Here is a 17269-nt window from a genome sequence, read left to right as displayed (position 1 = left end):
GCCGGGTCAGCCCTCGCCGAAGAGCGCCGCCTGCTGGTCGGCGGCGATCCCGGCCACGGGGAGCGAGAGGCCGAGGAAGGACCGGGCGTCGGTGACGATGCCGGTGCCCCAGTCGCGGACGAGCTCGGGCAGCGCATCGCGCGGTACGCCGAACAGCGAGCACAGCTCCTCGGACCAGTCGCCGGCACCGACGTCGAGCAGCAGCGTCCGCGCGGCGCTCGAGACGTCGCTGACGTGCCAGGTGCCGCGGGTCATCCGGGCGACGAGGTAGGAGTCGACCGTGCCGACGGCGTACCGCCCGGACACGACGTTGGCCCAGGTGTGCGGCTCGTTCTCGCGGATCCAGGCGAGCTTCGGGCCGGGGAGGCGCGGGTCGAGCCGGAGTCCGGTCAGCTCGGTGATGCGGTCCTCGTGCGGGGCCAGGGCTGCGCAGAGGCCCGTCGTACGCCGGTCCGGCCAGCCGATCGCGGGCCGCGGCGAGCCCAGCGTCTCGCGGTCCCAGAGCACGACCGGCCCGTGTCGGTCGGCGATGCCGACCCCGGCGACGTCCGCAGCGTCGAACCCCTGCAGTGCGGTGCGGCAGGCATCGAGCGTGGTGCGCACGATCTCCTCGGGGACGTGCTCGACCCGGCCGGGTCGGGGGACGTGCTGCGGGAGCTCCGCCCGCCCACGGCCGAGGACCTCGCCCTCGGGCGTCACGAGGACCGCGGTGACACCGGTGTCGCCGGCGTCGATCGCGAGGACCGCGCTCATCGACCGCCGCGCACGATGCGGAGGATCCGGCGGTCGATCCAGGCGAGGTCGGGGGCGACCCGCATCTCGTAGTTCTCGGTGCCGACCCAGGCGTGGAAGTCGGCCGCCCCCTGGGCCTTGGCGAACTCCTCCAGCTCGGCTTCGAGCTGCGGGGTGACCGGCACCTTCTCCTCCTCGGTCGAGGCGGTGAGGTAGAGGTCGTTGAGGCCGAGCAGCCGGCCGAGCTCCTCGATCGGTGCTGTGTGGTCGTCGACGCGCAGGTCCACCGCGACGTCGTCGCCGCCGCCGTACCCCGCCTCCTCACGTACGACGAGCAGGGCGGCGCTCTGCCGGCCCCGGCTGTCACCCCCGGCGTTGTCGCCGGCGGCCAGGGCGGTGAGCAGCCGCCGGGCGAGGACCGGCTCGTCCGCGGAGGCCAGCCAGGCCTCCTCCATCGCCTCGACCACCTCGGAGCCGGTGAGGATGTTGCCCTGGATCGCGTAGCCGTCCCCGGTCAGCGACCCGGCCCAGTCCAGGCAGGCCTGCCCGGTGTGGGACGCCGCCCGGCCCTCGACGTCGACGATCCCCACCTGCCGGTGGTCGCGACCGTCGTCCTCCTCGAGCAGCCGCTGCAGCGCGACGTCGGCGGTGGCGCCGTCGTCGAGATGGGAGAGCGCCAGCCCCTTGTAGGCGACGTTCGCGTCGGCCTGGGTGGCGATGGCGCCGACCCCGGCCACCGCCGCCGGCACGACCGCGCCGACGGCGAGGAACCTGGAGGCGACGGCCACGCCCCACGACGGTTCGCCGGTGACCGGGTCGACGGTGCGGGCCACGATCGAGAAGGTCATGGCGCCGACCTTAGAGCCTGGCCCGGCGGGACGACGTCGCGGCGCGTACGGCGCGTCCGTTCCCCTGGCGCCCCTCCGGGACTACGGTTCAGTCACCGGCAACGTAGCCAACCTATCTATCTCCGCTCGGGACGAACCCACGGAAGGACGGGGCCCATGGCTATCGACTACTCGACGGAGCCGCACGAGCAACCGAAGGGCAGCGCCTCGCTCGCGAGGGAGATCGGCATCGTCGGCCTGCTCTGGGCCTCGATGGGCTCCATCATCGGCTCGGGATGGCTCTTCGGCGCGCAGCGCGGGCTCCTCAACGCCGGCCCGGCGGCGATCATCTCGTGGGTGGTCGGCGGGGTCTGCATCCTGGTGCTCGCGCTGGTCCACGCCGAGCTGGGCGCGATGTACCCGCTCTCGGGCGGCTCCGCGCGCTTCCCGCACTACGCCTACGGCGGCGTCGCCGGCGCGGCGTTCGGCTGGTTCTCCTGGCTGCAGGCGGTCACGGTGGCGCCGATCGAGGTGTCGGCGATGATCCTCTACCTCACCCACTACGACTTCGCGAAGGACTGGCTGCGCTCCGACGAGACGCTCACCCACACCGGCCTCGTCGTCGCCATCGTGATCATGGCGGTCATGTGCGTCGTGAACTACTTCGGCGTGAAGGTGCTCGCGACGACCAACAGCATCATGACCTGGTGGAAGGTGCTGGTCCCGGTCCTCACCGTCCTCGTCGTGCTGATCTTCAGCAAGGACGGCCTGCACGGCTCCAACCTGCACGCGGCCGACGGGTTCAGCCCGGACGGGTTCAAGGGCATCCTGGTCGCCATCCCCGCCGCGGGCATCATCTTCTCCTACCTCGGCTTCGAGCAGGCCGACCAGCTGGCGGGCGAGAGCAAGAACCCCAAGCGCGACATCCCGGTCGCGGTGATCGGCTCGATCCTGCTCGGCCTCGTCATCTACATCGGGCTGCAGGTCGTCTTCCTGTTCGCGCTGCCGCCGGACATGATCGGCTCGCACTGGAGCGACGTGACGCCGTCGACCGTCTTCGGCTCCTTCGGGGGTCCGTGGGCGGAGATCGCCTCCGGCGTCGGGCTCGGCTGGCTCGCCAGCATCCTGTACGCCGACGCGGTGATCTCACCCGCCGGCACCGGCCTCATCTACACCGCCGCCGGCGCGCGGGTGTCGTACGGGCTGGCCCGCAACAGCTACTTCCACTCCGTCTTCGCGAAGCTGACCGACTCGAAGGTGCCGTGGTTCGGCGTACTCGTCTCCTTCATCGCCGGCTGCGTCTGCTTCCTGCCGTTCCCGAGCTGGCAGTCGCTGGTCGGCCTGATCACGAGCGCCTCGGTCCTGATGTACGCCGGCGCGCCGCTCTCGTTCGGTGCGTTCCGCAAGCGGCTGCCGGAGGCGGAGCGGCCCTACACGCTGCCGTTCGGCGGGCTGTTCGCGCCGATCGCGTTCGTGGTCTCCACCTGGATCATCATGTGGAGCGGCTGGGAGACCGCCTGGAAGCTGGGGGTCCTGATCATCATCGGCTGCCTGCTGATCTTCAACCGCGAGATGCGCCCCGAGCACATGAACTGGAAGGCCGCCTCGTGGCTGCCGCCCTACCTCGTCGGCGTCGGCCTCATCACCTTCTTCTCCACCTTCAGCGGGCGGACCAACGCCTCACACCAGATCGGGCTGTGGACCTCGCTCGGCGTCAGCGCGGTGTTCGCGCTCGTCATCTACTACTGGGCGATCAACGTCGCACTTCCGACCAAGGTCATCGAGGACATGATCGCCGAGGTCGTCGTGCCCGAGGAGGACGAGCTCGCGGTCCCCGCCGGGCACTAGGTCGTACGCCGACGGGTCACCCGTCGAGGTCGGCCACGAGGGCGAGGTGGTCCGAGACGGGCAGCCGTCGGGTCGTCGTACGCGCGCGCAGGGCCGGATCGGCCAGGACGTGGTCGATCTGCTCCCGCGGCGCATCGGCGGGGAAGGTGAGCCGGGCGCCGAGCGCGGTGAGCCGGGAGCCGGCCAGGGCGCGCTCGGGACCCATGTTCAGGTCGCCGACGAGCACCAGCGGCCGGGGCAGCGGGGCCAGGGAGCGCATCAGCAGGCGCAGCTGGCGGCCGTTCCACCACCGGATGAACGACAGGTGCGTGTTGGCGACCGTCAGCGGCCCGATCGGCGAGTCGATCCGGGCGGCGACCGCGACCCGCGGCTCGTCCCGCTCCAACGACGGCAGCATCCGGTCATGGTGGCGCCACGGCGCCGGGAACGGCACCGGGGGCAGCCGCACCGTCTCCCAGGCGGTGACGGGGTGACGGGACAGCAGCGCGATGCCGTACGCCGCCGACGCGGGCTGCTCCTCCCCGGTGGCGGCCGTCCAGGTCGCACCGGGCGTGCCGGAGAGGGCCGCGACGAACCGGTGGTCGACCGCTCCCATCGCCTCGGCCGCGACGGCGGTCAGGTCCGCGCCCGCGGAGCGCGGCTGGTTCCGGTCGACCTCCTGCAGGGCGAGCACGTCGGCGTCGAGGCTCTTGATCGCGTCGGCGTACGTCGTCAGGTCGACCTCGTGCCGGTCCGGTGCCCGTCCGTTGAGGATGTTGAAGGTCACCAGGCGCAGGGTCGGACGCTGGGGCGTGCGCATGGCGGGTCGGTACCCGGGTAACGACGTGGAATGCCGGACGACGTGCAGCGCGGCCTGCGGGAGGCCCTCAAGGTGGTGGCGGTGACGCTCAAGGAGAGCGACGCGCCGTTCGCGCTCACCGGGGGCTACGCGCTATGGGCGCGGGGCGGGCCCGAGCCCCAGCACGACGTCGACTTCATGGTCGCCGAGGAGGACGCCCCCGGGGTGATGGCTCGGCTGGCCGAGCAGGGCCTGCAGGTCGTCCAGCCGCCCGAGGACTGGCTCTCCAAGGTCTTCGTCGGCGCCGGCTCCGACGCCGTGGCCGAGGACGCACCCGACGCGGCGATGGTCGACGTGCTCTTCCGGAGCGCCGGCGTACCCATCGAGCGGAGCCACTTCGACGGCGCCGACGAGCTCGAGGTCGAGTCGGTCTCGATGCCCGTGCTCTCCGCGACCACGCTGATCACCGACAAGCTCAACGCGCTCGAGGAGCACTCCTGCGACTTCGGCTCGGTCCTGCCCGCCGCGCGCGCCGTACGCGAGCAGGTCGACTGGGAGCAGGTCCGCTCGGCGACGAAGGCCAACGACTTCGCCGCCGCGTTCCTGTTCCTGCTCGAGCGGCTGCGGGTCGTCGAGCCGGGCTGAGGCAGGCGTGGGCTCGGTGCGTCTCGCAGGACCGACAACGATGCGGCCACCGCCGCCTGCGCGCGTACCCTGAGACGCGTGACACCTCTGGACCCCGCCACCCCCGCAGGCTCCGCGGCGGCAGTGCCGTCGCTCGCGGAGCTGCACGCCCTCGGTGCAGCCCAGCAGCCGGCCTACCCCGACCGGGCGGCCGTCGACGCGACCGTCGACCGGCTGCGCACGATGCCGCCGCTGGTCTTCGCGGGCGAGTGCGACGAGCTGAAGGACAAGCTGGCCGCGGTCAGCCGTGGCGAGGCGTTCGTGCTCCAGGGCGGCGACTGCGCGGAGACACTGGCCGGTGTCACCGCCGACAACGTACGCGCCAAGCTGCGGGTGCTGCTGCAGATGGCCGTCGTGCTGACCTACGCCGCCTCGGTGCCGGTGGTGAAGGTGGGCCGGCTGGCCGGGCAGTACGCCAAGCCGCGCTCCTCCGACACCGAGACCCGGTCCACGCCCGGCGGCGACCTGACCCTGCCGGCCTACCGCGGGGATGCGGTCAACGGCTACGACTTCACCGCCGAGGCCCGGGTGCCGGACCCGCACCGGCTGCTCGACGTCTACAACGCCTCGGCCGCGACCCTCAACCTCGTGCGCGCCTTCGCCAACGGCGGCTACGCCGACCTGCGCCAGGTCCACACCTGGAACACCGACTTCGTCAAGGGCTCGCCGCTGGGCGCCAAGTACGAGGCGCTGGCCGGTGAGATCGACCGCGCGCTGACCTTCATGAACGCCATCGGCGTGGACTCCGAGACGCTGTCGCGGGTCGACTTCCACAGCTCGCATGAGGCGCTGATCCTGGAGTACGAGCACTCGCTGACGAGGATCGACTCCCGCACCGGGCTGCCCTACGACGTCTCCGGCCACTTCGTCTGGATCGGGGAGCGCACCCGCCAGCTCGACGGCGCGCATGTGGAGTTCATGTCCCGGATCCAGAACCCGATCGGGATCAAGCTCGGCCCGACCACCACGCCGGACGACGTGCTGGCCTACGCCGCGCGGCTCAACCCGCACAACGAGCCCGGCCGGCTCACTTTCATCACCCGGTTCGGTGCCGGCAAGATCCGCGAGGGCCTGCCGCCGCTGATCGAGAAGGCCGCCGCCGAGGGACTGCAGGTGGCCTGGATCTGCGACCCCATGCACGGCAACGGCTTCACCGCGCCGTCGGGCTACAAGACCCGCCGCTTCGACGACGTGCTCGACGAGGTGCAGGGCTTCTTCGACGTCCACCGCGCCCTCGGCACCTGGCCCGGTGGCCTCCACGTCGAGCTCACCGGCGACAACGTCACCGAGTGCCTCGGCGGTGGCGAGGAGCTCACCGACGCCGACCTCGCCAACCGCTACGAGTCGGTCTGCGACCCCCGCCTTAACCGAGTCCAGTCCCTCGAGATGGCCTTCCTGGTCGCCGAGATGCTGAGGAAGGCCTAGCCGGCCGACCAGACGAGCTGCATGATCTCGTCGCCATCCTGCAGCTTCGACCGGTTGCCGGTGTCGACGAAGCCGGTGCCGAGGTAGAGCCGCTGGGCGCGCCGGTTGTCGGTGCGCGTCCACACGCTCAGCCGCCGCCACTGGCGCCGCTGCAGGTCACGCAGCAGCGTCGTCCCCACCCTCGAGCCCCAGACCGCCGGGTCGACGAACACCATCGAGACGTGGCCGACGTCGGGGTCGGGCACGCCGTCCTCGACGTACGTCTCCGCCAGCAGCATGCCCGCCGGCCGGGTGCCGTAGTGGGCGACCAGCAGCAGCTCGGCGGACTCGACCTTGTGGCGTACGCGTTCGGCGCGGAGCTCGCCCGCCGGACGCGGCCGGGCGGCGTTGGCCGCACGCCAGATCTCCATCGCGAGGTCGCGCAGCTCGGGCGTGTCTGCGACGGAGACCGGGATCCGGGGCACCCCCGTGAGGATAGCCGCGCGTCCCGCTGACTCCGGTCAGTGGCTGAGGAGCCACACCCCGGCTGCCAGCACGAGCACCAGGAACACGCACAGCACCCACAGGGCCACGACCCACGCGGTCGGCTCGCGCGCGTCCTCGTCGTACGCGTCGTAGGTGTCGTCGGAGTCCGCGGCGTCGAGCATCGGGTCGAGCGAGGCCTCCGCCTCCGGCTCCTCCTCGAGGTCCGCGGCCGCGGCCGCGGCCGCGGGGTGCACGGCGGTCTCGGCCAGCGACGGGACCTTGGGGAGTATGGCGGTCTCCTCCACCAGCCGCAGCGCCGGGCGCGGCACGGTCTGCTCCGCAATCGGCTCAGGCTCCGGCTGCGGCTGCGGCTCCGGCTGGGGCTCTGGCTCGCGCTCGACGGCGGGCGCGGGCTCGGGCGCAGGCTCGGGCTCCGGCGGAGGAGCCGACGGCTCGCGATGGCGGCGCGGTCGCCGGATCGCGGTCTCCTCGGTGATGGGCGTGCGAGGCGCGGTCTGCTCGGCGGCGTCCTCCGCGACCGGCTCGGGTGCGGTATCGGCCGGGACGTCGGGGGTCGCCGCGGGCTCGTCGGCGAACAGCGGGTAGCGGGCACTGCCCGGCGGAGACGCCGAGGGCGGCGGACCGGGCGGCGGGCCCGACGGTGGGCCCGGCGGCGGGGGAGCAGTGGGCCCGCCGTGCACGCGCACACGCTCGACGGTCTGCTCGGCGGCCGGCTCGCTCGCCGGTGCCGCCTGCTGAGCGGCCTGCTCGGCGGCCTGCTCGGGGCGGACCTCGAAGCCGCAGTTGCTGCAGAAACGGTCGTCGGCAGCGACCGGGCTGCCGCACTGTCCGCAGTACTTCATGTCACTCCTCGCCGATCCGGAACAGCCCCAGACTAGGGGAGCGGGGCCGTCGCGCCCGAACCGCGAGCGGGCTCTCAGGCGTACGCCGCCTCGCGCAGCGTCCGCAGCCGCGGGAAGCAGGTGCTCTCCGGATCGCGGGAGCCCGGCGTCTCGAGCACGAAGGGCACGCCCTCCGTGGCGGGATGCGCGAAGAGCTCGCCGAAGGCCGCGGTGCCGATGTGGCCGTCGCCGATCCGCTGGTGCCTGTCCTTGAACGCGCCGCGTACGTCCATCGAGTCGTTGGCGTGGATCAGGCGCAGCCGACCGGGCCCGCCGATCTCGACAATCCGGTCGACGGTCGCGGTCGCGCCGCCGATCTCGTCGAGCGGCGCGCCGGCGGCGAAGACATGGCAGGTGTCGAGACAGATCCCGGCCTTGGGGTGGAAGTCGAGGACGTCGAGGTACGCCGTGAGGTCCTCCACGCCGGCGCAGAGCGACCGACCCTGCCCGGCGGTCGGCTCGAGCAGCAGCCACGGAGCGTCCTCGTCCGCGAGCTCGTCCAGCACGGGGAGCAGCGCCTCCCGCACCTGCGTCATCGCGGCGGCGTACCTCTCCTCCGGCGTCGTCGGGTCCTCCTCGGACGGCGGAGTGACGAAGGAGCCGGTGTGGACGACGACCCCCTCGACGCCGAGGTCGGCGGCACGGCGCAAATTGTGGGCCACCGCGGCTGCCGAGCGCTCGTACGTCGCCGGGGTGGGCGACCCGAGGTTGACCAGGTAGGGCGCGTGGATGAAGGCGCGCATCCCGCGGGCCTCGATCGCGCGCCGGAACTCCTTGTCCTCCTCGGGCCTGCCCGGCGAGAGCGCCCAGCCGCGCGGGTTGCCGACGAAGACCTGCAGCGTCTCGCAGCCGAGCGCGTCGGCGCTGGCGACCGCTCCCTTGACGAGACCCTTCCCGACCTGGACGTGGGTGCCGATCGGGTTGCGCTCGTGCGGTGTCACAAGGCCGAGCGTACGGGCTCAGCTGACGTAGAGCGTGATCGAGGAGCCGTACGGCACCTTGTCGCCGGACGGGTCCTGCTCCATGACGTAGCCGAGCCCGAAGTACGGGCTGAAGTGGTCCACCTCGACCGAGAAGCCCTTGTCCTCGAGCTCCTTCCGGGCGTCCTCGATGCCCTTGCCGGTGACGTTGGGCACGTCGACGAGGTGCGGACCCTTCGAGACCAGCAGCGACACCGTGTCGCCGCGGTGGAGCGTCGTGCCGGGGTCGGGGCTCTGGTTGATGACGTGACCCTTCGCCACGTCGTCGTCGTAGTCCTCGTCGAGATCGACCTGGAGGTGGTGCCGCTCGAGCGCGCGCTCGGCGAGGGTCGCCGACCGGCCCTCCCAGTCGCCGACGGTGATCGGCTGGCGGCCCTTGCTGACGACGACCCTCACGGTGTGGCCGGGGCGGAGCACGGTGCCGGCCTTCGGGTCGGTGCGGATCACGTGCCCCTCGGGCACGGTCTCGGACCAGCGCTCGACCGGTCCGCCGAGCTTCATCTTGATCTCGTCGAGCGCGTTCGACGCGGCCTCGAGGCTCTTGCCGGCGAGCTTGGGCAGGGAGTACTGCTCGACGCCGCGGCTCACCGTGATCGTCACGGTGCCGCCGTCGAGGACCTTCTCCGCCCGGCCCGGGTCGGAGGAGATCACCTCTCCCTTGGGGACGGTGTCGGAGAACGCCGTCCGGGCCGACACGTCGAGCCCGGCGGTCTGCAGCTTGGTGGCCGCGGCGGCCTTGCTGAGGCCCACGACGGCCGGGGTCCGGGTGTAGCGGCCCTCGAGCAGCCACCAGCCGCCCACGGCGAGCGCAGCGACGAGCAGGAGTGCCAGCACGATCCGCACGATCCGGCCCGTACGCCGGCGGCGCGGCCGCGGCGGGGACCCGGCCGGCTCAGCGCTGAGCGCCGGCCGCGGCAGCCGCTCAATCGTCGGCGGTGCGGTGTGGAGGGCGGTCGTGCGCTCGGCTCCGAGGGGCGCGGGAGCCCACTCGTCGCCGACGTCGTACGGCTCGGTGTCCTCCTCGCCGTGGACGGGCAGGGCGAGGTCCTCGGTGAGGACCGGGTCGTCGGCGGCGCCGGCGGCGAGCGCGTTGGTCACCCGGTGAACCTGGTGGAGCAGCACGCCGGCGTCGGAGGGGCGCAGGTCGCGGTCGCGGGCGGTCGCGCGGGCGACCAGCGCGTCGACGTACGGCGGCAGCCCGGGCACCTCCCGCGAGGGCGGCGGGACGTCGTCGTGGACGTGCTTGTAGGCCACCTGGATCGGGGTCTCGCCGGTGTGCGGCTTGTGACCGGTGAGCAGCTCGTAGAGCATCACGCCGACGCTGTAGACGTCGGCTCGGGCGTCGGCCCGACCCTCGACGACGAGCTCGGGGGCGATGTAGGAGACGGTCCCGATGAGGCCGCCGGTGGAGGTGTGCTGCGTCTCGGCGGTCACGGCGCGGGCCAGGCCGAAGTCGGCGACCTTGACCCGGCCCACCCCGGAATTCGGCTCGTCGGCGATGAGCACGTTCTCGGGCTTGACGTCGCGGTGGATCAGGCCGGCGCGGTGCGCGGCTGCGAGCGCGGCGAGCACGGGCTCGACGTACCTCATCGTCCTGGCCGGCGACAGCGGCGACTCGGCGGCGATCACGTCACGCAGGGTGCGGCCGGGAACGTACTCCATCGCCAGGAAGACGGTCCCGTCGTCGTCGCCCTGGTCGTAGACCGCGACGACGTTGGGGTGGGAGAGCTTCGCGGCCGCGCGCGCCTCGCGGACGAACCGGGCGGCGAAGGCGTCGTCGTCGCCCATCCCCGGGTGCATCACCTTGACGGCGACGGTGCGGTCGAGGCGCAGGTCGTGGGCCTCGTAGACGCTGGCCATCCCGCCGCGGGCGATCCGGTCGGTGATCTCGTAGCGGCCGTCGAGCACCCGCCCGAGCAAGGGGTCGCCGAATCGCGCAGAGTCCTCTGAGCGGGTCTCCCGTTCAGCTCGCAAGTCGGCCCTCCTACGTCCGGCAGGTGGTGCGGCCGGAGCCCTCAGGATACGGAGCCGGGCGCCGAATCCCCGACTTTGCGGCCGCGACACGGGGGTGTCGGCTGCCGTCCTAGAGTTGGCCCCATGACCGACATGCCTCTGGCTGAGCACGACCTGGCGGCCCTGGTGCCGGAGTGGATCGACTGGGCGGAGGCCGCCCGCCGGCTCGGCGTCACGGTCGCGAAGGTGCGGACGATGATCCGCGACCACGAGCTCGCGGCGGCCGTGCCGAGCCCGGGGGAGAAGGGGCAGAAGATCCCGGCCGACCTCATCCAGGACGGCCTGCCCGTCAAGGGCCTGCCGGGGCTGCTGACGCTGATGCACGACGGCGGCTACGACGACCGCGAGTGCATCGCCTGGCTCTACCTCGACGCTGACCTGCCCGGCCGGCCGATCGACGCGCTGCGGGAGAACCGCGGCTCGGAGGTCAAGCGCCGGGCGCAGGCGATGGCGATCTGACCCGGGACCGAGCGTGAGCAGGCGGACGCTCTCGACCATCGGCTCGGCGCTGGTCGTGGTCGTCGTCGCGCTCGTCGTCGCCTGGACCCAGAACGGCTCCGACGACCCCGACGAGGGGAGTACGCCGGCCGGCGGCTCGTCCTCGCAGGCGGCCGCGCCGCCGTCGTACGAGCCGGGACCATCGGGCGGCTCGACGACCCACGGGAACGACGCCACCGACCCCGCGAGCGGGCTGCCCTGGATCGCGGTCGCCGACCTGCCGCCGGAGGCGCGGCACACGCTCGACCTGATCGACGCCGGCGGGCCCTACCCGTACCCGGAGCACGACGACCAGACGTTCGGCAACTACGAGGGGATCCTGCCCGACGAGCCGCGCGGCTACTACAAGGAGTACACCGTCGAGACGCCCGGCTCCTCCGACCGGGGCGCCCGGCGGATCATCGCCGGCAAGGGCGGGGAGCTCTACTACACCGACGACCACTACGCGTCGTTCTCGCGGATCGACCGGTGACCCGAAGGATGGCGGCATGAGCGGACTCGCAGGACTCCTCGCCGGCCACACGCCGGCCGGCGTCTACCGCTGGCACGCGGCGTTCGACGCCGACGAGCTCGCCCGCACGGTGGCGGTCGCCGGCTGGGGCTGCGCCCACCTCGACGGGGTCGTCGAGAGCCGCGAGGAGGCCCTGGCCGCGCTGGGCGAGGTGCTCGAGTTCCCCGAGCACTACGGCCGCAACCTCGACGCGCTCTGGGACTGCCTGCGCGACGTCGGGCCGACGCTGCTGCTGTGGGACCACTGGGGCGTGCTGGCGTACGCCGACGAGCCGTTCACCGCGCGCCTGCTGGGGCTGCTGCGCGAGCGGGCGGCCGATCCCGAGCGGCCGGCGTTCGGCGTGCTGCTGCGCGGCGACGGGCCCGACCTCGGCCTGCCCTGGCTGGACTGACTGGACTGAGCCGCGGCGTCAACGGGCCCGCTCCGTCGCGGCAGCCGCCAGGCTGCGGAGCACCCCGGCGGCGTACGCGTCGAGCAGGCCGTCGCCGACGGCCCGGTCGAGCGCCGAGAGCGAGCGCGCGGCGAGGGCTGAGATCGCCTCCTCGACCTGGGCCTCGGCGCCGGAGTCGCGGATGACCCGGCGCAGCTCGGCCACCTCGGTCTGGTCGAGGCTGGTGCCGAGCCCGGCGTCGAGCCGGGCGGCGTCGGCGGGCTTCGCGGCGTCGAGCGCGAGCGCGACCAGCACGGTGCGCTTGCCCTCGACCAGGTCGTCGCCGGCGGGCTTGCCCGTCGCGTCGGGGTCGCCGAAGACCCCGAGCAGGTCGTCGCGCAGCTGGAACGCCTCCCCGAGCGGCAGCCCGTACGCCGAGAGCGCGGCGAGCTGCTCCTCCGAGGCGCCCGCGAGCGCGGCGCCGATGTGGAGCGGCCGCTCGACGGAGTACTTCGCCGACTTGTAGCGCAGCACCGTCATCGCGGCGTCGACGTCAGCGCTCCCGCGGGCCTGCACGGAGATGTCGAGGAACTGGCCGGCGATCACCTCGGTGCGTGTCCGGTCGAACAACGACAGCGCCGCCGCGGTCGGCGCGACGGCGAACCCGGCCCCGCGCAGCAGCTCGTCTGCCCAGGCCTGCAGCAGGTCGCCCAGGAGGATCGCCCCGGCGGCGCCGTACGACCCGGGCGGGCCGGACCACCCGGCGGCCCGGTGCTCGGCCTCGAGGGCGCGGTGGGTGGCCGGCCGGCCGCGACGGGTGTCGGAGTCGTCCATCAGGTCGTCGTGGACCAGCGCCGAGGCGTGCAGCAGCTCGAGCGCCGCGCAGGCGCGCACGAGCGCCTCCTCGTCGTCGGGCGCGGGCTCGACGGCGCGGTGGCCCCAGTGGCAGAACGCCGCCCGGAACCGCTTCCCGCCGGCGACCGAGACCCGCCCCTGGGCCAGGAGCCGCTCGGCGTCGGGACCGAGCGGGGCGAGGAGGCCGGCCTGCTCGTCGAGGAACCCGTCGAGCGCCGCCTGGACGCGCCGGCGGAAGTCGGCCCCGTCCCACCCCTCGGTCACCCGATGAGGGTAGATCGTGGACGATTCGCTGATCCGGCCGCCCCGCTCCCTACACTGACGCGTATGACCCAGCCGACCGTGCGCCGCATCGGCGACCTCATCCGGGAGGGCGAGCACTCGTTCTCGTTCGAGTTCTTCCCGCCCAAGGACGAGGCCGGCGAGGCGCAGCTCTGGGACGCGATCCGCGCCCTGGAGCCGTACCGGCCCACCTTCGTCTCCGTGACGTACGGCGCCGGCGGCTCCACGCGCGACAACACGGTCGGCATCACCGGCCGGATCGCCCGCGAGACCTCGCTGGTCCCGATGGGCCACCTCACCTGCGTCGGGCACACCCGCGACGAGCTCGAGGCGACGCTCGACGCCTTCGCCGTCGCCGGGGTCGTCAACGTCCTCGCTCTCCGCGGTGACCCGAAGGACGGTCCGCACTCGGAGTGGACGCCGACCGAGGGCGGGTTCACCTACGCCGTGGAGCTCGTCGAGCTCGCCGCCAAGCGCGGCGACTTCAGCATCGGCGTCGCCGCGTTCCCCGACGGCCACCCGGCCGCCGCGTCGCTGGAGCAGGACGCCGAGGTGCTGCTGGCCAAGCAGCAGGCCGGCGCCGAGTTCGCGATCACCGACATGGTCTTCCGCGCCTCCGACTACGCCGCGCTCGTCGAGCGCGCAGCCCGGATCGGCGTCGACATCCCGATCCTGCCGGGCATCATGCCGATCCTGAACCTCCGACAGATCACCCGCATGGCCGAGCTCTCCGGGCGGGAGATCCCGGCGGAGGTCGTCGCCCGCGTCGAGAAGTACGCCGACGACCCCGCCGCGCTCCGCGCCGAGGGCATCGCCATGGCCGCCGAGCTGTGCGAGCAGCTCCTCGCCGGCGGCGCCCCGGGGCTGCACTTCTACACGCTCAACCGCTCCAAGGCGACGCTGGAGATCTTCGCCGCGCTGAACATGACGGTCTGACCTCGGTACGGCACTACGCCGGTCCGACCACCTGCGCGACGAGCGCGGCGCCGAGCCCCACGAACGGCAGCCCGGCGCCCGGGGTGGCGTGCGCCCCGGCGGCGTACACGTTGGGCAGCGGGGTGCGTGGGCCGAGCCTGCGGCGGACCGTACGCCGGCCGGCCCAGCGCACGCCGAGCGGCGACCCGCCCCATCGGGCGACCAGCTCGGCGGCGCCGAGGTCGACCCGGGCGACGACGTGGTCGCGTACGTCGAGGCCGTGCCGGGCGAGCGCGACGGTGACGTCCTCGAGCAGCTTGCCGTAGGCGTGGACGGTCCACGCGGCGCCGGCCGGGTCGCCGGCGGGCGCCCGCCCGAGGGTGCGTACGACGAGCGTCGGCTCGCCGTGGAGGACCAGCTCGGCGGGGAGGCCGGTGAGCTCGTCGGGCAGGTCGGCGAGGCCGAGGTGGACGGTCGGCGGGGGGATCGCGGGCACGGTGCGCGCGACGTAGGCCGCGAGGGCCGGCATCCGGCGCGGGTCGACGGCGCAGACCACGACGTCGGCGTCGAGGTCTCCGGCGGTGGTGGACACGGCCACGGCCGCCCCCTCGCGGACCACCAGGTCGATCGCGGTGGTGGAGGTGAGCGTCTCGACCCTCCGGGTCGCGAGCCGCCGGGCGAGCGCGGCGGCCAGCTCGCCGGTGCCGCCGGCGACGCGCCAGACGCCGAACCGCTGCTCGAGATAGGCGGTGAGCCCCGCCCAGGCCGGTACGTCGCGCAGCTCGTGGCCGGCGGCGGTGAACGGGTGGCCGGCGACCAGCCGGAGCCGCTCGTCGCGGAAGGACCGCTTGAGCCGGCGGGCGAGCATCTCGCGCGAGTCGAACCGGTCGGTCAGCGCGCGGGGGAGCGCGGCGGGGTTCCACGGCGTCTCGAAGTAGTGCTTGCGCAGCGCCTCCCAGTCGTCGGCGTACGCCGCGACGTGGTCGGCCCACTGCCGCCCGAGCCCGTCCCCGAGCGCGTCGAAGGCGGCGACCTGCGCCGCGCGCGACCCGCCCGGCAGCCGCACCGACGAGCCGTCGGCGAAGCGGTGCTCCCGGATCACGTCGAGAGGCTCGAGGTCGACCTCCCGCTCGAGCGGGCGCCCGGACTTGCGGAACAGGTCGCGCACCACGGCCGGCAGCAGCGTGGCGTGGGCGGAGGAGTCCCACGAGAAGCCCTCGTCGACGACCGGCCGGAGCGCGCCGCCCACCTCGGGCGCCGACTCGACGAGCGTCACGCCGTGTCCCAGCTTGGCGAGCCGGACGGCCGCCGCGAGACCGCCGTACCCTCCGCCGACCACCACCACGCGCGCCACGCGCGGCACCCTAGCCGGGCGCGGGCAGCGGCCTGTCCTTGCCCTTCCACCTGCGCCAGCCCTTCCGCACCAGACGGAAGAGGAGGACCAGGACGACGAGCCCCAGGACGAGCAGGACGGCCGCGATGATCGCGGCCGCGACCGGATGCTCGGTCGCCAGCCACACGACGCCGAGCACGCCGAGGTCCTCGACGCCGCTGGCGGTGACGTTGGTGACCGGCTCGGGGGAGGCGTTGAGCGCCAGCCGGTTGCCGGCCTTCACCAGGTGGGACGCGAGCGCGGACCCGCCGCCGACGACGCCGCCGACGGCGTCGTCGAGCGACGTCGCCTCGCCGGCGAGGAGGACGCCGATGACCGCGCCGATGGTCGGCCTGATGACCGTCGAGACCGAGTCCCACGCGGAGTCGACGTAGGGGATCTTGTCGGCGACGAACTCCCAGACGTACAGCACCGCTGCGGCGATCAGGACCGGCCACGAGCCGAGCGCGTCGGGGACCTGCTGGAGGTCCGCCACGCGGTCGGCGATGCCGAGGACCAGGACCACCAGGTAGGCGTTGATGCCGCTGGCCCACCCGCTCGAGAAGGTCAGCGCGAGAGCGTCCATGGGCTCATCCTGCGCCCGCGGTCACTCCACGTCGATCTCCGACCCGTCCGTGAGCGCCAGCAGCTCGTCGTACGTCGTCGAGAAGACCGCTGCCGGATGGCCGGCCGCCGCCCACACGACCGGGTGGCGGCGCAGCCAGGAGTCGACGTACGTCGGCACCGGCGCGGGATGACCGATCGGGGAGACGCCGCCGATCCGCTGGCCGGTGTGCTGGTGGACGAACTCCGGACCGGCCCGCTTCAGGCGCTCGACGCCGATGGTCGCCGCGGCCTTGGCGGTGTCGACCCGGTGCGCGCCCGAGGTGAGGATCAGGACCGGCGTACCTCCGGCGTCGAACAGCAGGCTGTTGGCGATCGCGCCGACCTCGCAGCCGAGTGCCTCGGCCGCGAGTGCGGCGGTGTGGACCGAGTCGGGCAGAATGACGATCTGACCGGAGCCTCCACGCTCCTCGTGCGCGGATCGGAACGCTGCGATCGAGGGGTGCTCGGTGGGCATGCGGCGACCATAGCGGCCGGCGCCGGCCGGTCCGTAGCAGGTTTCCCGCTGCTCGGCGGGTGCACAGCAGACAGGAGGGCGCATGGCGCAGGAGCACGAGGTCGTCACGGCGGACGAGGCCCGTCCCGCCTCGCTGACATGGGCGCTGCGCGCGCTGCTCGCCCTCATCGCCTTCGGCGCTGTCGTGGTCGCGCTGATCGTCATCCGCCACGACGATCTGCTGCGGGTGTGGGCCGAGGGCAACCCGAGCGCCAGGCGGATCCTCGAGACCAAGGGCCTCGAGGCGATCAAGCACCCGGGGGAGTACGACATCAAGCCTCCCCACTTCGTCGCCCCGGCGCTCACGCTGTGCGGCGTCATCGCCTCGCTCGTGGCGGTGATCATGGTCTACCTGCGCAACGGGTTCGAGTGGGCCCGGGTGGTCCTCACCCTGCTGCTCGCCTTCACTGCTGTCGCGAGCATCGGCGGCATCATGACCGGCCCGCCGTTCCTCTTCGTCGTGCTCACCGTCATCGAGATCGCGATCGGCGCGGCCGCCGTCGTCTTCATGTGGATGCCGGCGACGACGCGCTACATCCACCCCCGCGCCGGCGCCGAGGTCGAGCGACTGCGCGAGCACGTCGGCCTCTGACCGCGTTGAGCGTCGCCCCCTAGCGGCGCCCACCCCTTTGGCGGCCCTTGTGGCTGTCGGTGGGCGGGTGTAACTTTCTGCTCGTTCGAAAGTGTGTTCG

19 protein-coding genes are annotated in these 17269 nt (G+C 73.2%); 8 read left to right on the top strand and 11 right to left on the bottom strand.

Going from position 1 to position 17269, the window contains the following annotated elements; translation table 11 throughout:
• Nucleotides 1-6 precede the first annotated feature (6 nt).
• A complete protein-coding gene (locus ABLE53_RS01225) occupies nt 7-753 on the bottom strand; it encodes an FGGY family carbohydrate kinase (protein WP_348856714.1) in 747 nt (248 codons plus the stop codon).
• The gene (locus tag ABLE53_RS01220; protein ID WP_348856712.1) at nt 750-1580 is read right to left on the bottom strand and encodes a DUF1028 domain-containing protein; all 831 of its coding nucleotides are present in this window, start codon (nt 1578-1580) and stop codon (nt 750-752) included. Before ABLE53_RS01220 ends, ABLE53_RS01225 begins: the two co-directional genes overlap by 4 nt.
• A gap of 156 nt (nt 1581-1736) precedes the next feature.
• Here ABLE53_RS01220 and ABLE53_RS01215 point away from each other — a divergent pair, with 156 nt between their 5' ends.
• Complete coding sequence (locus ABLE53_RS01215) at nt 1737-3407, top strand: APC family permease (protein WP_348856711.1); 1671 nt, start codon at nt 1737-1739, stop codon at nt 3405-3407.
• 16 nt (nt 3408-3423) lie between these two features.
• Here the strand turns inward: ABLE53_RS01215 and ABLE53_RS01210 are convergent, their stop codons facing one another.
• On the bottom strand, nt 3424-4206 hold the full coding sequence (locus ABLE53_RS01210; RefSeq protein ID WP_348856710.1) for an endonuclease/exonuclease/phosphatase family protein: 783 nt from the start codon (nt 4204-4206) through the stop codon (nt 3424-3426).
• A 30-nt stretch (nt 4207-4236) separates the two neighbouring features.
• On the opposite strand from ABLE53_RS01210, the gene ABLE53_RS01205 reads away from it, so the two are divergent.
• Nucleotides 4237-4830 (top strand): hypothetical protein, encoded by a 594-nt coding sequence (locus tag ABLE53_RS01205; RefSeq protein ID WP_348856709.1) that lies wholly within the window; start codon nt 4237-4239, stop codon nt 4828-4830.
• Nucleotides 4831-4917: 87 nt separating this feature from the next.
• Entirely contained in the window at nt 4918-6294 is a 1377-nt protein-coding gene (locus tag ABLE53_RS01200) for a class II 3-deoxy-7-phosphoheptulonate synthase (protein WP_425474846.1), read from the top strand.
• On the opposite strand, the gene ABLE53_RS01195 is transcribed toward ABLE53_RS01200, so the two are convergent.
• From ABLE53_RS01195 to pknB, 4 genes are all read right to left on the bottom strand, one after another.
• Nucleotides 6291-6758, bottom strand: a complete 468-nt coding sequence (locus ABLE53_RS01195; protein ID WP_348856707.1) for a GNAT family N-acetyltransferase — start codon at nt 6756-6758, stop codon at nt 6291-6293. The genes ABLE53_RS01200 and ABLE53_RS01195 overlap by 4 nt on opposite strands.
• 36 nt (nt 6759-6794) lie before the next feature.
• A complete protein-coding gene (locus tag ABLE53_RS01190; protein ID WP_348856706.1) occupies nt 6795-7622 on the bottom strand; it encodes a zinc-ribbon domain-containing protein in 828 nt (275 codons plus the stop codon).
• 74 nt (nt 7623-7696) lie between these two features.
• On the bottom strand, nt 7697-8602 hold the full coding sequence (locus ABLE53_RS01185) for a deoxyribonuclease IV (RefSeq protein ID WP_348856705.1): 906 nt from the start codon (nt 8600-8602) through the stop codon (nt 7697-7699).
• An 18-nt stretch (nt 8603-8620) separates the two neighbouring features.
• Entirely contained in the window at nt 8621-10615 is a 1995-nt protein-coding gene (gene pknB / locus ABLE53_RS01180; protein ID WP_348856704.1) for a Stk1 family PASTA domain-containing Ser/Thr kinase, read from the bottom strand.
• Nucleotides 10616-10738: 123 nt separating this feature from the next.
• Between pknB and ABLE53_RS01175 the strand changes: the two genes are divergently transcribed.
• From ABLE53_RS01175 to ABLE53_RS01165, 3 genes are read left to right on the top strand one after another with little or no spacing between them, the layout of a single operon-like run.
• The gene (locus ABLE53_RS01175; protein WP_348856703.1) at nt 10739-11113 is read left to right on the top strand and encodes an Rv2175c family DNA-binding protein; all 375 of its coding nucleotides are present in this window, start codon (nt 10739-10741) and stop codon (nt 11111-11113) included.
• A gap of 13 nt (nt 11114-11126) precedes the next feature.
• Nucleotides 11127-11624, top strand: a complete 498-nt coding sequence (locus ABLE53_RS01170) for a guanyl-specific ribonuclease (protein ID WP_348856701.1) — start codon at nt 11127-11129, stop codon at nt 11622-11624.
• Between the two features lie 16 nt (nt 11625-11640).
• The gene (locus ABLE53_RS01165; RefSeq protein WP_348856700.1) at nt 11641-12054 is read left to right on the top strand and encodes a barstar family protein; all 414 of its coding nucleotides are present in this window, start codon (nt 11641-11643) and stop codon (nt 12052-12054) included.
• A gap of 18 nt (nt 12055-12072) precedes the next feature.
• Here ABLE53_RS01165 and ABLE53_RS01160 read toward each other — a convergent pair whose 3' ends face one another.
• Nucleotides 12073-13152: a polyprenyl synthetase family protein gene (locus tag ABLE53_RS01160; RefSeq protein WP_348856699.1), complete on the bottom strand. Its 1080-nt coding sequence runs from the start codon at nt 13150-13152 to the stop codon at nt 12073-12075.
• Between the two features lie 63 nt (nt 13153-13215).
• Here ABLE53_RS01160 and metF point away from each other — a divergent pair, with 63 nt between their 5' ends.
• Nucleotides 13216-14106: a methylenetetrahydrofolate reductase [NAD(P)H] gene (gene metF / locus ABLE53_RS01155; RefSeq protein WP_348856698.1), complete on the top strand. Its 891-nt coding sequence runs from the start codon at nt 13216-13218 to the stop codon at nt 14104-14106.
• Nucleotides 14107-14119: 13 nt separating this feature from the next.
• Here the strand turns inward: metF and ABLE53_RS01150 are convergent, their stop codons facing one another.
• Genes ABLE53_RS01150 through ABLE53_RS01140 form a run of 3 tightly spaced genes read right to left on the bottom strand, consistent with a single transcriptional unit; the run spans nt 14120 to nt 16538 of the window.
• Nucleotides 14120-15439, bottom strand: a complete 1320-nt coding sequence (locus ABLE53_RS01150) for a phytoene desaturase family protein (protein ID WP_348856697.1) — start codon at nt 15437-15439, stop codon at nt 14120-14122.
• A 10-nt stretch (nt 15440-15449) separates the two neighbouring features.
• Nucleotides 15450-16043: a DUF4126 domain-containing protein gene (locus tag ABLE53_RS01145; RefSeq protein ID WP_348856696.1), complete on the bottom strand. Its 594-nt coding sequence runs from the start codon at nt 16041-16043 to the stop codon at nt 15450-15452.
• Between the two features lie 21 nt (nt 16044-16064).
• Nucleotides 16065-16538, bottom strand: a complete 474-nt coding sequence (locus tag ABLE53_RS01140) for a YbaK/EbsC family protein (protein ID WP_348856694.1) — start codon at nt 16536-16538, stop codon at nt 16065-16067.
• A gap of 82 nt (nt 16539-16620) precedes the next feature.
• Here ABLE53_RS01140 and ABLE53_RS01135 point away from each other — a divergent pair, with 82 nt between their 5' ends.
• Nucleotides 16621-17169, top strand: coding sequence for a hypothetical protein (locus ABLE53_RS01135; RefSeq protein ID WP_348856693.1), 549 nt, complete (start codon nt 16621-16623; stop codon nt 17167-17169).
• Nucleotides 17170-17269: the final 100 nt, after the last annotated feature.

Origin of the sequence: Nocardioides asiaticus, assembly GCF_040049175.1 — a bacterium.
GTDB classification, from domain to species: domain Bacteria; phylum Actinomycetota; class Actinomycetes; order Propionibacteriales; family Nocardioidaceae; genus Nocardioides; species Nocardioides cheoyonin.
This window is presented reverse-complemented; position numbering and strand designations above follow the sequence as displayed.

Bases quoted from the DNA above. Each gene is read 5' to 3' on its own strand.
- ABLE53_RS01140 (WP_348856694.1), bottom strand. From the start codon at position 16,538: ATGCCCACCGAGCACCCCTCGATCGCAGCGTTCCGATCCGCGCACGAG.
- ABLE53_RS01210 (WP_348856710.1), bottom strand. From the start codon at position 4,206: ATGCGCACGCCCCAGCGTCCGACCCTGCGCCTGGTGACCTTCAACATC.
- ABLE53_RS01220 (WP_348856712.1), bottom strand. From the start codon at position 1,580: ATGACCTTCTCGATCGTGGCCCGCACCGTCGACCCGGTCACCGGCGAA.
- metF (WP_348856698.1), top strand. From the start codon at position 13,216: ATGACCCAGCCGACCGTGCGCCGCATCGGCGACCTCATCCGGGAGGGC.
- ABLE53_RS01135 (WP_348856693.1), top strand. From the start codon at position 16,621: ATGGCGCAGGAGCACGAGGTCGTCACGGCGGACGAGGCCCGTCCCGCC.
- ABLE53_RS01165 (WP_348856700.1), top strand. From the start codon at position 11,641: ATGAGCGGACTCGCAGGACTCCTCGCCGGCCACACGCCGGCCGGCGTC.
- ABLE53_RS01145 (WP_348856696.1), bottom strand. From the start codon at position 16,043: ATGGACGCTCTCGCGCTGACCTTCTCGAGCGGGTGGGCCAGCGGCATC.
- ABLE53_RS01225 (WP_348856714.1), bottom strand. From the start codon at position 753: ATGAGCGCGGTCCTCGCGATCGACGCCGGCGACACCGGTGTCACCGCG.
- ABLE53_RS01190 (WP_348856706.1), bottom strand. From the start codon at position 7,622: ATGAAGTACTGCGGACAGTGCGGCAGCCCGGTCGCTGCCGACGACCGT.
- ABLE53_RS01175 (WP_348856703.1), top strand. From the start codon at position 10,739: ATGACCGACATGCCTCTGGCTGAGCACGACCTGGCGGCCCTGGTGCCG.
- ABLE53_RS01215 (WP_348856711.1), top strand. From the start codon at position 1,737: ATGGCTATCGACTACTCGACGGAGCCGCACGAGCAACCGAAGGGCAGC.
- ABLE53_RS01205 (WP_348856709.1), top strand. From the start codon at position 4,237: ATGCCGGACGACGTGCAGCGCGGCCTGCGGGAGGCCCTCAAGGTGGTG.